Below are 12,027 nucleotides of genomic sequence, written 5' to 3'. Positions count from 1 at the left end.
GATGCAACGCGCCCATCTGGAAGCGTTCGCCGGACGGTCTCTTTCGGTAGCGGATTGCTTTCACGCTCGACGCCCTGCGCGTCGGAATATGATTCCGCCTGAACACGCGGCGAAGGCCATTGCCCTGTCAGACTCACGGCGTCCGATTCATAAGCGTCTGTAGACTGTAGGTTCCTGCCGAAAACTAGAAGAACCCGCACGCGCTCGAAGCTGTTGAACCCGGCGACGTTGCCATGATGAAGGAAGCCGAAACCGGGAGGCAGGAAGTCGGGGAAGGCTTCTGAAACATAGTCCTCGACAACCTTCGGGACCACGACCAGACCCGTGGGGCTTTTCCCATCGTACGCGGGGCATCCTGCTTCCAGCCATCTGCGCCATACCTGATCCCGTAGCCCGTTAATCGTCTGCGCGTCCCGGCGTCCTGTGGCCCCCGACCTGTGCGCCTCGACTGCCTCTTTCACCCTCCTGAAGCCCCATGCGTTGCCCTTGATCCAGACGTGGCGGGCGTGCGGGGTGGCTGCCTTGGCCTGCGGCATGATCTTCGCATCCGGAACCGCAAGATGGATGATTTCAGGCTCTGCCGTGGCATCCAGAAAGAGCGCGGGGATAGGCTGCTTTTCCTCGCCTACAGTCTTCGCAAGCCATGCTTCATGGATCTTCTTGACGCCCGATAATCTGAATTTCCGCTCTCCTTCATCGGTGCAAAGGCTGATCCGGGGCATCTCCGAATGTCCGGCCTGAAGGCGTTCGACTACCTCCCGAATGATGGCGCAAACTTTGGTCAGGGCGATGACAATAGGGGTGATCTCCTTGATCTTCTCCACGTCATCTTGTGCGGCCTGCTGAACCTTCTGGATGAAGTCTTCCGTCTGCTTCAAAGCTGTTTTCGCTTCATCAGACAGGAATGGTGTCAGGTTCCCGGTCTTGTGTTCCGTGAACAGGTAGGCAGGCTTCAGGTCCGCATCTGTCAGGTAGTCGCCTTCTGCCTGTTCCAGCATGGCCGCGATCCGGCTGCATCTGCCCTGAACTTCCTCGCCTTCCCCTCTGTTCATCCAGCCCGCCCATTGTGGCGCGGTCCATCGCAACGACGCGGCCCGGTGCAAGGTCTTGTCTCTGAACTTCAGGCCACTGAAAAAGGATTCATCCACGACCAGAACGGAGGGCGTTCCGATAGCCTCCGGAGGCCGCCCAGACTGAAGGGTGGCGTGCGTTACGATCCAGACGTCAGCCTTGCTTCCCGCCTGCTTCAGATAGGGGCAGGCGTCCCGGTAGGGGCATTTCCCCCGCTTGTGGCAAAGCTCTTTTGTGACTGACTTCTTGGCTTTCTGGTAGATTTCGGCGGTCTTGATGTTCTCGCACATCGGGCGGCCTTCGACCGTGTGCCGACGCCCTTTCCAGACCCGCACAGTCAGGTCGGGGAACTCTGACCTGATGGCGTCGGCCTTCTCCGTGGCAAGGTCATGCGAGGTGAAGGCGAACACGACCGGGGCGGCTGAAGTGTCGCTCTCACGAACCCTCAGCGTCTCGGTGATGGCTGCGGCTGTTTTGCCTATTCCAACGTCAGCCGGGATGACCATGACCGGGCTTTCCTGCCATCCTTCAGAACGCCATTCCCGCACAGTCTGGCGCAATTCCTCGCGTGCCTCTGTGACAGGCGGCAACGGCTTCGGCGGCTCAGGTAGAGCCAGCGCGTCCCGCACATAGTCCAGCCCACGGGAGGCGGCGCAGTCGTTCCAGTCTGTGCCAACGTCAGGCGGCATAAAGAACGGGAGGCCGGTCTTTTCCGCTTCCTTCCTACCGGTCTCGCTCTGGTCATTATCGGCGGCAACGGCTGTGATCCGGCCAGCCAGTAGCGGGGCCACGACCGGCAAGCCGCCAGCATTGAAGGCCACGGCAACCATGCGTCCGGTCGCCTGATGGATCGTCGCGCCGGTCGCGTATCCCTCGACAATGAAACCCGGCTCTATGCCGGGGATGATATGAACCGCCCCGCGCATCGGGCCACCTTCAATCGGCCTTTTCGTGCCGTCAGCGGTGATCTTCTGCGCGTTAATCAGGCTCCCGGCTGCATCGTAAACCGGGACAATCAGGTCGCCCTTGTTCGCTGCTACGGCCTGCGGGAGCCATTCGCCTTTCGTTGGACTGTAGAGCCTCGCACGGATTGTTCGGGTCGCCACGAACAGGCCAACGCAAGAGATTGCCTTCCTGTCGGTGTAGGGGTGGCTTGTGGCGGGCTGGCTGGCGTCCAGAATGGCGCGGGCGGCATCGGCAGCGGCGGCATGGGCTTCGCGTTCAAGCTGTTCTGCGGCTTTCTGCGCCGCTTGCGATGCTTTCCTGTCTGCCTCGATCTGGGCCTGTTTGGCTTCACGGATATGCGCGGGAATGGCTGCTTCAGCTTCAAGCCCTGTCTCGATCCCGTAAATCTCGGCGGCGATCTGGTAGGCTCGCCATATTTCACCTGTCGGCAGTCCCTCCGCTTTGGCGATGAAATTTACGCCACGGCCTGCCAATGCTGGTGAATGTGTGAAGTCAGAGAAGAGTGGCGCATCACCATCGTGACGGATGCGGAACCGACCGTTCCCTCCGCCGCGCTTTTTCCTGCTGACGTTCCATTCAGTTTCCCGTCCCCGGCGACCAAGGCGCACCAGTCCGGCTGGAATATACCGCTCCGCCAGTCGTTCAGGATCACGAGCAATCGCTGCCCTGATTTCCGCCTTCTGTGACGGGCTGATGAAATGTCGCTTTGAAGCTGAATAAGTCACGCTTCCCGGCCTTTTTTCTGGCTCAGGTAGGGGGTGCGTGCTATACAAAACGGGCTGATATTATCTGTTTTGCATAGCTTGCGCCTCGCCCTCACCCGGCGGGGCGTTTGCTTATGCGGCTACAGAAACAGCGGCGTCGGTGGCGTCCGGCATAAACCCGGCGGTCGTTCGCTTTGCCTTCGCTATGCGGCGCTCAATCTCGACAATCTGCGGAACGTCTGCCCGGTCGATGATCCATTCCCGGCCATGCTGAAGGGCGGGATACACGCCAGCAGTCAGGCGGCGGTTGATCGTGCGAACAGGGACGGTCAGGCCAGCCTTGGCGATAGCGTTAGAAAGCTGACGGGTGGTCAGTAGGCGAGAGGGTGCAAGCATGAGGGTATCGTTCTTTCATCGCTGAAAGAGCATCCCGCACCATGATGTTCCGATAATCTTTCTTCCCGGAACTGTATTGACCGGGAAGCGGCAACCATGGAACAAAACCCTTGTTGAGTTGGATGAACTAACAAGGGTTTTCCCTCCGGCTGGCTAAGCCAGAAGGGGTGCGGGATGCTCAGAGAAAGCCGTTTCCGGTTGGCCCCGGAGGCGGCTTTTTCGTTTTGGGGTAAAGACTTACGGGACAGGGAGACTGCGCGGCCTGCGTTCTGCAATCCGCGTGATTCGGTTCCTGTGATCTGCCCCTTGTTCGTCATCCCGCAACAATACGCCGCGCGATTGGCCACCACAAGCGCGGCCTTAACCAAAAAAATATTGAATACGTCTTTTAAGGCATAGGAAGCCCGTGGGACGCATCCCAAGTGTGATGGCCCGTCACACACATGCGACATGGCAAAACGCCACCACGGGACAGATATGGCCCTCTATGGGGTATGTTTCGGTTAGGGTGTTCCTAAATGTGACGAATCGCGTTTTCGCCTTTAAGCGGCCATTAACCGCGATTCGTGGCATTTTAAGCGATCACTAAGCGCCTCTAAGCGGCCTAAATTGCGATAAGTCCAATTAACCACAAGGTTAATTCTGTCAGGCTGTAGGCTGACAAACAAAAGCGGCCACCCCGAGACAGGATGGCCGCTCTATCACGAATTGTTTCAGCGGTTGTTACTTTTCCGTTCTTTCTTTGTTCTTCAAGCGACCGGGTCCAAGCCAACGCTTCAGCCCGGCATCCATCAGCCTGCGGTTCATTGCGTCGGCCTGCTCTTGGGTGAGGCTGTTCTTATCGCGCCATATCTCATCGGTTGCTGACATGGAAATGGCCAGCGCCTCCCGGAACTCCATGTCATCAAAACCCCGCCGCCTGCCATAGTCTGCCACGGCCTCGCCAAGCTGCTCAGGCGTCGAACCTGTGATCTGGGGCTCTGGCACCTCGCCTTTGTATAGGTCGGCAAGTCTGGCTGTCAGGGTTTTGACGGCGTGGCTGACAATCCCATTGATCTTGTGCGGCTGGATTTCCGACTTCCGGCACATATCAGTCAGCAGATTGCGAAAGCGTGTCGTGGAATGTTCGGAGGAGATCCCGTACGGAACCCCGTTGTCATAGGACAGACGGGCGGCAACTTCAGCGGCCCCGGCCAGACTGACCATCCGCTGTCCTTCAATGATAGTAACTTCGTTATCAGGTAGAGACGCCATCAACCGCATGGCCTGCGCCTTCCCGTCGCCAACGCTATCGGTCGGGCGGTGATCCCTGACGGGCCAGTCATAGGCGGCCCCGATCCGCTGGCATGTCTGGCGGGCGTGTAGACTGTCCATCTCACAAGCAAGCGGGCAATCCGTGTCATCCTCGAACACGACAACTAGCATGAAGGCCGGAGCATTGTTCCGATCCAGAACGGGCCGCGCCCAGAGGCATCGGACGGCGTGCGGGTCCAGTGTTGCCGGGTCTGCCATCACGGACGGGATTTCGGAGGCGGTTCGATAGAGGCGGCGTGTCATGTGCTCATTCCTTCATGACTATTTGCATTTTTGACTTTGTGAATATGAGACTGACTACATTTTTGAATTATTGAACTTACCACGAAAGGCGGATAGCGGCGCGTATCCAGAACCTACAACCGGGAGACCGAGAACCTGCTGGCCGTATCGCGCAACCCGCATGTGATTGATCCCCATAATCTTAGCGATTGCCCGCCAAGCGTAACCACGCTTCCGCAATGTCACGATCTGGCGTTCCTGCTCTTTCGTCATCGGCTTGCGAGGGCGTCCCATCACTTCACACCTTTCATCGCCAGAATGTCCCGGCACAGGCTGACCATCAGGGCGTCGTCATCGTCGGAGGGGGCCAGCCAGTCCAATGCGATCCGCGCCTTGTGCTGCATGTCTTTCGCCCCACATGCCGGCGTTGCCGCCAGCTTCCTGCGTTCTCTCCGCATGACGCGGGTGATCCGGTCGATCTGGTTCCAGATAAGGGCGCGGGCCGGTTGCGGGATGTCAGCATTGGCTCTGTTCGCTTGGCGGTCGCGTGCCTTATCGAGCGCGAGCAGCCTGCGAGCGGTGCGTTCCACTGGCGTCATTTCAAGCCCTTCCCGTCGAAAGCCAGCCGCATCCACAGAGCACGCTCGGCCATCCTGTTCGCCAGCCAGTTCAGGGCGTGCCCTTCCGTAATCTCAGGCGGAGAGTCTCCGGGATCAGCTCTGGTAATCTGAACAAACAGATCCGCCATTTGCTGAAGGTCATCTAGGAGACAGGTCGGACACCGCATCTGCATGACGATCTCGCGCTCGTCCGGCGTCAGGTCTGCGGTGGTTTGGGGTTCTGCCTTTTTCATCACAGAGCCTCATCGATCACGGCGCAACGGCGCTCGATTTCCTCACCGAGAAAGAGGAGGGCCTCACCAGCTTCACATCGGGTCGAATTGCTGAGGTCACACTCCGGCGCATGGATCAGGCCACGACCAGCCCATCGGGCCAGCGATGCGAGGTGCGCGATGTCGACGGATGCCCCGAGGATCTCGTCGCGTTTTTCTTTGGCCAAAAGCGAAGTCATGCTGTCGCTCCCTTGGTGGGAAGGACAATGTTCGCTTCATCCAAATTGTTGGCGATCCGCTTCACCCAATCGCGCAACTGTTCCAGTGGCGGCGGCTCAGAGGCACCAAGAAAGCCATCCAGAACGGTGGCGAGCGCATACAAGTCACAGACTGCCGCATGGGTCGCATCGTCTATTATTTGTAAACAGGCAGAATAATCTGCATATTTCTGCATATTTCTCTGTCGCGCGCTCATCGCACGGCCTCCACAGCATAAGCGTGGCCGGAAACAACCGGGTCAGGTGTTAACACTCCTGCAATCATTCCAGAAAATAATACAACGCAGACCGCAGCCTTAACGGCCACGCGGATGATGGCCGGAAGAGCACACGCTCTATCGATCATGGTATAAAAGGAATCAGTCATCGGCTTGCCCTTCAAGCTGGTGATTAGGCAGGCGTCGGAGGCTCGTACCCCTCCGTGCCTGCTGCTCCTATATATGCAGTCAAAAAGTCATGAAGGCAATATGTGATACATTCTTTATTGCAATCATTTTTGACTGCATATATCTAACGTCCGATAAGAAGGCATTATCGGACACCAGACCATGACGAACGATCTGACAGTGAAAAGCGCCCCGGTTGCTCTCCCGGTCTCCATGCAGGAGGCGGTCGAAGGGCTTATCGGTGATTCCCTGTCGGCATCCACGGCACGCGCCTACCGTTCCGATCTGGCGGCCTTCATCGCTTGGTGTGGCCAGCACGACCTTGCGCCGGTCCCGTCATCGCCTGAAGTCATCTGCTCCTACATCGGCCACATGGCGGAGGCCGGTAAGCGTGCGTCGTCCATCAGCCGCGCCATCGCCGCGATCTCCTGCGCCCATGAACTGAAGCGAGTAGAGCGGAACCCATGCCGGGACGATCTGGTGAAGCGTGCGCTCAAGGGCATGCGCCGCCGGGTTGGAACAGCTCAGGAAAAGAAAGCTCCGGCCACGGCCTCACGGGTAGCGGCTATGCTCGAAACCCTTCCGGACACGCTGAAGGGCAAGAGAGACCGCGCCCTTCTCGCTCTTGGCTTCGCTGGCGCATTCCGTCGCTCTGAACTGGTGGCGCTCGATATGTCAGACATTGAAGCGGTCGAAGGTGGCGCACGGGTCACGATCCGCAAGAGCAAGACTGACCAGACAGGCGAAGGGCAGGTCATCGGCATTGTGGACGGCGTGCGGCTTCGCCCTCTGGCTGCTGTTGCTGAATGGGTCCGCGCTGCTGGCATCACGTCCGGCCCGATCTTCCGTTCTGTGGACCGCCACGGGAACGTCAGCGACGCGGCAATGTGTGACAGACAGGTGGCGCGGCTGGTGAAGGATACGGCGGAGGCGGCTGGTCTCGATCCTGAAGCCTTCTCAGGTCATAGCCTGCGTGCCGGGTTCATCACGTCCGCCGCCGCTTCAGGGTGTGACGCCCTCCGCATCGCTGAAACCTCACGCCATAAGAATATGGACATTCTGCGCGGGTACGTCCGCACGGAGAACCTGACGAAGAACTATGCGGGCGCGGCGTTTATGTAAAAAATTCTCTGGGGTCTTTAGTATTCATGAAAAACATCAGTATTCATGAAAAACATCCAGTTTTCCCGCGCCCCGGCAATTCCGCCGGGGTTAGCAGGTGGATGCCAAACATGGACCATTTCCTCAGATACACACTTCCGTTTGTAGTTATCTCGGTTGCGATGGTGGCGGGAGCAATCCTTCACCATTCCGGGCGTCTATGAACAAACAGGCCGTCTCCGTTTTTGCCGGAGACGGCTTTCCTTTATCAAGCAATTAGACAGCTATGTCCTTTTTAGGCCGTCCGCCCTTCGCTCCATTTTTTCGGGACGCCGCACTCTTGGCGTCTGTCCGCGCCATACCTCCGGCACGGCCCATCTGACTGGCCATCCATGCACGCGAACCGAACGCGCCATGAATGATCCCCTCCACAAGGACGTCAGCATCCAAGAGCGGCCAGTGCAGCCCGGTGCCTCGTGGTGTGATCTCGATGGTTTCAAGCCCGACTTTATCAGCCCCAGCTAGCCCTTGGACAAGATCAACGGGAATAATCATCTCCACGCCATTGCTCAGGGTCACATTCAGACTGCGGCGGGATGGAATGAAGCGTGCAGCGGTTGCGTGCGGCACCTCTTCCGCATGACGGGCGGCGTTTGCCTCTGCGCGGCTGATTTCATTTGCAGTTGCCATGTATCGCACTCCATTCCTGAATGAGCTTCTCGGCGTTCTTCTCGATAACATCCTGTGCCGTTGCTATGTCTCTTGCTGACAGGCCAGCCGAACGAATCAGACGAGCTGGTTCCCCAATCACGAAAACCGCTTCTCCATCCGCCCCAATGACATGAACATGCGCGGGGTGGTGATCGTTCGGGTAAATCACAATACGAAACCCGGCGAAGCGTAGGACTGTCGGCATTGCTTTTCATACCATAACCCAACCGATTAGGATATGATATTCTTATACTGTTTCTGCCGTCATCCATTCACTTAGTCATTAATTCATGATTGCATCCATTTCGTTCCGAGGGCAGGAATGGAACCCATGCAAAACAGAACCCTGAAAACCCTTGCCGTGGTCGCTCAGAAAGGCGGCGTCGGCAAGACAACACTGGCGGTCAATCTGGCTGTGCTGGCAGCGAAAGACGGCCTACGGGTCGCCTTGGTCGATACTGATCCGCAAGCCTCGGCTGCGGGCTGGTGGAAAACCCGGCAAGATGACGACCTGATTATGATCGAACGTGACGCGGCTATGCTTCCCGACATTCAGAAGATGGCGGCGGCGGATGGCATTGATCTTCTGATCGTGGACACGCGCCCATCCGTGGAAGCTGAAACCCTGCGGGCGGCAAAAGCAGCCACGGCGGCAATCATTCCCACTCGCCCTGGTATCCTCGATCTGCGGGCCATCGCATCCACGGCCAACGTGATCCGCTCCGCCGATTGTCCGGCCTGCATCGTCCTGAACCAATGCCCGCCGCCGCGTGGTGTCGGTGAAGCAACCTTAACCGCTGAAGCAAGGGAAGCCGCCAACAGTATCGGCCTACCTGTCGCGCCCCCGGCCTGTTCCTCACTGGTCGCCTATTCCTACGCTCTGAACGATGGCCGCGCCGTCTGTGAATATGAACCGGACGGGAAGGCTGACCTCGAACTCCGCGCCCTGTGGCGCTATCTCCGAAAGGCTTACCTCGATGGCTAAACGCGCCTCTCTTACCTCCGGCCTGTCAGGTCTCGCCAGTCAGAAGCCCGCTTCCGTTCCTGCCGTCTCAAAGGGAAATCCGGCGGAGGCAAAAGGGACAGAGCTGATCCACGATCCGCGGCAAGGCGATATTGAGCAGGCTGCGAAGCGCGCCAAGACGGGGCGTCCCCGCACGCTGCCTGATGGTGTGAAAACCCTTTCCGTCCGCGTCAGCCGCGACGTGCAGAAAGCCCTCCGACAAGCCGCGCTCGATCATGATATTCCCATGCAGGAAATCATCATGAATGGCATCATGGACCAACTGGCGAAGCTGGCGCGGTAAGGGATAATCTTTTCGTCGCGCCGGTCGCTGAAACGGCAATTTCGCCGGTAATTTCGGCGGACGCTCCAGAGGATCTTTCGACGGATGCTCAGATATGAGAAGCGCCTTGTGAGTGGGAATCTCCGCCCACCGGAGCAGGATTTCCTGCTGACCATCTCTGGCGCCTTTTCGACGCACGCGCGTATCCGCGTGTTCAGTCGATTTCTGAGGGGTTAGGGGGGCGCTAATAGTGGACACCCTTTCACCGATGTCACCTATCCAGCATCGATCTCAGCTCGCGTCAGAACAACGTCGCCACCAGCATCCCTCGCGCCCACTGGCATTCGCGTATCTTTGCGAATTGTTCAACAGCACGCATAGCTTCAGCGGGAGATAGAAACCCGCCGTCCATAAGAAAGCTAGCGAACACACCCTCCGGCGTGAAATGTGGGTTTCCATTCAGCCAGTCACTTAAACAACACCCCATTGTCATTGCCGCGTTTTCGTATTCTGGCGGAGCCCGCCACTCTGGCTGGATATCCCATTGATTTTCTATCACTAAAACGTCGCAAACATGGAAATTCCCTTGTTTGTAATTCCAAGAGATTAGAACTCGCTCTTGAGGGATTAAACAATCTTTCACGCCGCCATTCCCTCCGGCTGCGCTGCGCCAAGGTCTGGGCCTTCCCATGTGGCAAGTGTGTCGATGATTGCCCTCCTGTGTTCCTTCAGGAGAGCGCGGGTGTCATCGGGGATGGCTGAAATGTCACCAGACAGGCACGGCAAACCATTCCGGAGATAGACGCGGCAACCGTGCCAGCCGATCTCTAGGAGTATACCCCTGATAAGGGTTTCATCTGTGCCAGATTTGGTCGCCATTTCTGCCCCGTTTTTGCCTGCACAATCCTATCAAAACGGTTGTGCCAAGTACAGGAAAACAGCGGGTTTTGGTGGGTTAAAACCGCCCGGAGGTGGTGGGTTGAATCTGTGTCGAGCACATATTGCGCTGCCAATTACTGCCACAGTGGCAAGAATTATTCCCCATCGCTCAGACGCTCTGAATTTCAGTTTTTTTCAATAAGTTGAATGATTGAAATGCTCACATCGTACATCTCAATAAACCCATTACACGCTTTCCAGTGTCCTGAATTATTGAAGCTGGATAGGGGTTTTCCGAGCACTACGCGCGTGCGCGCGTAGTGTGTAACTCTGGCGCTTTGCTCAGGCGTGCTGATATCAGCGGCGGGGGTATAGGGGGTCTGAAGGACGAAAGCAGGCAGCCCGACACATAAGACACACCCCAACGCGCATACATGCACCCGCGTGTGCGCGGTGCTGGGTATCGCCAATGTGGGCAATGCCAATGCGCGGCTGGATAATGATGAAAAAGACGACATCCGTATTATGGATGCCATCGGGCGTGAGCAGGAAACTGCGCTGCTTTGGTGTAACGGGGGCGGGTTTTTGCACCATGTACGCGCCTACGCGCCCGCGTGCGTAGTGTGCAACTCTGTCGCGTTCTGCTTCCGCCATTCCGCAAGGTGACGCTCCGCCTGATCTGGTGTCATGCCCCTGATCTGAGCCTGAAGCGCCCGGTCGATCCGCCTCCACCTCTTGCGCTCTGCTCTGGTCATCCGTGGCGCGGTCTTGGTAGCCTTGGTGATCTCAGCCCACTTCGCACGCTTGGCGGCGCTCCTGTCCGCTCTGGTCATTTTCGCCAGCGTGTCGGCGTTCTCCTTCGCCCATGCGTCGAAGATTGCTTGCTTGCTAACACCCTCGGCGGCCTGATCCCGCATCATGTCCTTGCCTCGCCAGAGTATCCTCCGCGCTGTCTGACCTGCTCTTGTAGCCATTGAAGCGCCGGGTCGAAGCATTCATCTTCCGCGCCCATCTCATGCCCTGTCTGCCACGCCTCTGGTCGAAGCCAGCCGGTAACGTCCCGATCTATGCCGCCAACCCGCCAGCCCTCCAAAGCCTCCACACGCTCAATCTCGACAATCTGCGGGGGTGTCGTCTGCGGGGCTTCCTGCTGTTTTTTCACTGTAGGAACAGCGGGGCGGCTTTTCGGACCTGAAGGCGGAGGTGGTGCGTCTGGCGACACTCCATCAGCCACGATCTGAACAGATTCCCCAATGGAAAAGGCGAGCCAGCCAGTCACGGTCTGATCGTTCCAGTCTGCGGGGAAAAGCCCGTATCGGCGGCTTTGTCCCCGGCCCTCCGGTTTATACGCCAGAAACCGCCAAGGACCGCCATTTTCCGCGCTCTGATTTCCGCCTCTTAGTCCTATATATATATTCTTATAGAGGTATGAGGCGGAAATAACTGACCGAGAAAAAGCGTTCCGACTGGCCTTCTCCCGGTCCTTCTTCCCATCCTTCTCAAACATTTCCGGGTAAGCCTTGGCTGCATCTATGGGAGATGACAGGACGGGCATGATTGAAGGCGCGGCCTTCCCCCGCAGTGTGATCTCGCCAAGGTATGCGGCCAGCGCCATGCGTTCCGGCACGTCCAGAACTGCGGCGGTCTCGACTGCATCCAGAGGCAAGCCTTCCGGGTAGGTATCGGCATAGACGAACACTGACAGGGGATTGTCTGCTGTCCGATTGACGGCACGGCCTCTCCCGACCGCCTGCACTATCCCGCCGTCCACCTTCTCGCGTATCAGAGCGGCACAGAGCGGGTCCGGGTGCGTGTAGAGCGGAACGGATGCAACGCGCCCATCTGGAAGCGTTCGCCGGACGGTCTCTTTCGGTAGCGGAT

Annotated in this window: 16 protein-coding genes; 3 read left to right on the top strand and 13 right to left on the bottom strand. The window is 58.0% G+C overall.

Features of this window, described 5'->3' with window-relative positions; all coding sequences use genetic code 11:
• From ABF824_RS13175 to ABF824_RS13140, 8 genes are all read right to left on the bottom strand, one after another.
• A partial coding sequence (locus ABF824_RS13175) for a toprim domain-containing protein (RefSeq protein ID WP_415489468.1) occupies positions 1–2,762 on the bottom strand: 2,762 nt, incomplete at its 3' end.
• A gap of 111 nt (positions 2,763–2,873) precedes the next feature.
• The gene (locus tag ABF824_RS13170) at positions 2,874–3,137 is read right to left on the bottom strand and encodes a hypothetical protein (RefSeq protein WP_415489467.1); all 264 of its coding nucleotides are present in this window, start codon (positions 3,135–3,137) and stop codon (positions 2,874–2,876) included.
• Positions 3,138–3,860: 723 nt separating this feature from the next.
• Entirely contained in the window at positions 3,861–4,694 is an 834-nt protein-coding gene (locus ABF824_RS13165; RefSeq protein ID WP_415489466.1) for a hypothetical protein, read from the bottom strand.
• 54 nt (positions 4,695–4,748) lie between these two features.
• Positions 4,749–4,970, bottom strand: coding sequence for a hypothetical protein (locus tag ABF824_RS13160; RefSeq protein WP_415489465.1), 222 nt, complete (start codon positions 4,968–4,970; stop codon positions 4,749–4,751).
• The gene (locus ABF824_RS13155; RefSeq protein WP_415489464.1) at positions 4,967–5,272 is read right to left on the bottom strand and encodes a hypothetical protein; all 306 of its coding nucleotides are present in this window, start codon (positions 5,270–5,272) and stop codon (positions 4,967–4,969) included. Before ABF824_RS13155 ends, ABF824_RS13160 begins: the two co-directional genes overlap by 4 nt.
• A complete protein-coding gene (locus ABF824_RS13150; RefSeq protein ID WP_415489463.1) occupies positions 5,269–5,526 on the bottom strand; it encodes a hypothetical protein in 258 nt (85 codons plus the stop codon). Before ABF824_RS13150 ends, ABF824_RS13155 begins: the two co-directional genes overlap by 4 nt.
• Entirely contained in the window at positions 5,526–5,744 is a 219-nt protein-coding gene (locus ABF824_RS13145; protein ID WP_415489462.1) for a hypothetical protein, read from the bottom strand. The genes ABF824_RS13150 and ABF824_RS13145 overlap by 1 nt, the downstream gene beginning before the upstream one ends.
• Positions 5,741–5,980 (bottom strand): hypothetical protein, encoded by a 240-nt coding sequence (locus tag ABF824_RS13140; protein WP_415489461.1) that lies wholly within the window; start codon positions 5,978–5,980, stop codon positions 5,741–5,743. The genes ABF824_RS13145 and ABF824_RS13140 overlap by 4 nt, the downstream gene beginning before the upstream one ends.
• 351 nt (positions 5,981–6,331) lie before the next feature.
• On the opposite strand from ABF824_RS13140, the gene ABF824_RS13135 reads away from it, so the two are divergent.
• Positions 6,332–7,291, top strand: coding sequence for a tyrosine-type recombinase/integrase (locus ABF824_RS13135; RefSeq protein WP_415489460.1), 960 nt, complete (start codon positions 6,332–6,334; stop codon positions 7,289–7,291).
• Between the two features lie 255 nt (positions 7,292–7,546).
• Here ABF824_RS13135 and ABF824_RS13130 read toward each other — a convergent pair whose 3' ends face one another.
• Both ABF824_RS13130 and ABF824_RS13125 read right to left on the bottom strand, forming a co-directional pair.
• Positions 7,547–7,960, bottom strand: a complete 414-nt coding sequence (locus tag ABF824_RS13130; RefSeq protein ID WP_415489459.1) for a DUF2442 domain-containing protein — start codon at positions 7,958–7,960, stop codon at positions 7,547–7,549.
• The gene (locus ABF824_RS13125; RefSeq protein WP_415489458.1) at positions 7,944–8,186 is read right to left on the bottom strand and encodes a DUF4160 domain-containing protein; all 243 of its coding nucleotides are present in this window, start codon (positions 8,184–8,186) and stop codon (positions 7,944–7,946) included. The genes ABF824_RS13130 and ABF824_RS13125 overlap by 17 nt, the downstream gene beginning before the upstream one ends.
• Before the next feature lie 126 nt (positions 8,187–8,312).
• Here ABF824_RS13125 and ABF824_RS13120 point away from each other — a divergent pair, with 126 nt between their 5' ends.
• Entirely contained in the window at positions 8,313–8,966 is a 654-nt protein-coding gene (locus tag ABF824_RS13120; protein ID WP_415489457.1) for an AAA family ATPase, read from the top strand.
• On the top strand, positions 8,959–9,288 hold the full coding sequence (locus ABF824_RS13115; RefSeq protein ID WP_415489456.1) for a hypothetical protein: 330 nt from the start codon (positions 8,959–8,961) through the stop codon (positions 9,286–9,288). The genes ABF824_RS13120 and ABF824_RS13115 overlap by 8 nt, the downstream gene beginning before the upstream one ends.
• Positions 9,289–9,906: 618 nt before the next feature.
• Here the strand turns inward: ABF824_RS13115 and ABF824_RS13110 are convergent.
• The 3 genes from ABF824_RS13110 to ABF824_RS13100 all read right to left on the bottom strand — a co-directional run.
• The gene (locus tag ABF824_RS13110) at positions 9,907–10,146 is read right to left on the bottom strand and encodes a hypothetical protein (protein WP_415489455.1); all 240 of its coding nucleotides are present in this window, start codon (positions 10,144–10,146) and stop codon (positions 9,907–9,909) included.
• A gap of 602 nt (positions 10,147–10,748) precedes the next feature.
• Positions 10,749–11,066 (bottom strand): hypothetical protein, encoded by a 318-nt coding sequence (locus ABF824_RS13105; RefSeq protein WP_415489454.1) that lies wholly within the window; start codon positions 11,064–11,066, stop codon positions 10,749–10,751.
• Positions 11,063–12,027, bottom strand: a 965-nt coding sequence (locus ABF824_RS13100) for a hypothetical protein (RefSeq protein WP_415489453.1), incomplete at its 5' end; no start/stop codon positions are given. The genes ABF824_RS13100 and ABF824_RS13105, both read right to left, overlap by 4 nt.

This window comes from Acetobacter sp., from assembly GCF_047721705.1.
In the GTDB taxonomy this organism is placed as follows: Bacteria; Pseudomonadota; Alphaproteobacteria; order Acetobacterales; family Acetobacteraceae; genus Acetobacter.
Note: the sequence above shows the minus strand (reverse complement) of the source record. Positions and strands in the feature narration are given on the sequence as shown.

Excerpts from the sequence above, each read along its gene's own strand:
- ABF824_RS13145 (WP_415489462.1), bottom strand. The coding sequence starts at position 5,744 with ATGACTTCGCTTTTGGCCAAAGAAAAACGCGACGAGATCCTCGGGGCA.
- ABF824_RS13125 (WP_415489458.1), bottom strand. The coding sequence starts at position 8,186 with ATGCCGACAGTCCTACGCTTCGCCGGGTTTCGTATTGTGATTTACCCG.
- ABF824_RS13140 (WP_415489461.1), bottom strand. The coding sequence starts at position 5,980 with ATGAGCGCGCGACAGAGAAATATGCAGAAATATGCAGATTATTCTGCC.
- ABF824_RS13130 (WP_415489459.1), bottom strand. The coding sequence starts at position 7,960 with ATGGCAACTGCAAATGAAATCAGCCGCGCAGAGGCAAACGCCGCCCGT.
- ABF824_RS13155 (WP_415489464.1), bottom strand. The coding sequence starts at position 5,272 with ATGACGCCAGTGGAACGCACCGCTCGCAGGCTGCTCGCGCTCGATAAG.
- ABF824_RS13135 (WP_415489460.1), top strand. The coding sequence starts at position 6,332 with ATGACGAACGATCTGACAGTGAAAAGCGCCCCGGTTGCTCTCCCGGTC.
- ABF824_RS13170 (WP_415489467.1), bottom strand. The coding sequence starts at position 3,137 with ATGCTTGCACCCTCTCGCCTACTGACCACCCGTCAGCTTTCTAACGCT.
- ABF824_RS13150 (WP_415489463.1), bottom strand. The coding sequence starts at position 5,526 with ATGAAAAAGGCAGAACCCCAAACCACCGCAGACCTGACGCCGGACGAG.
- ABF824_RS13115 (WP_415489456.1), top strand. The coding sequence starts at position 8,959 with ATGGCTAAACGCGCCTCTCTTACCTCCGGCCTGTCAGGTCTCGCCAGT.
- ABF824_RS13105 (WP_415489454.1), bottom strand. The coding sequence starts at position 11,066 with ATGATGCGGGATCAGGCCGCCGAGGGTGTTAGCAAGCAAGCAATCTTC.
- ABF824_RS13165 (WP_415489466.1), bottom strand. The coding sequence starts at position 4,694 with ATGACACGCCGCCTCTATCGAACCGCCTCCGAAATCCCGTCCGTGATG.
- ABF824_RS13110 (WP_415489455.1), bottom strand. The coding sequence starts at position 10,146 with ATGGCGACCAAATCTGGCACAGATGAAACCCTTATCAGGGGTATACTC.
- ABF824_RS13120 (WP_415489457.1), top strand. The coding sequence starts at position 8,313 with ATGCAAAACAGAACCCTGAAAACCCTTGCCGTGGTCGCTCAGAAAGGC.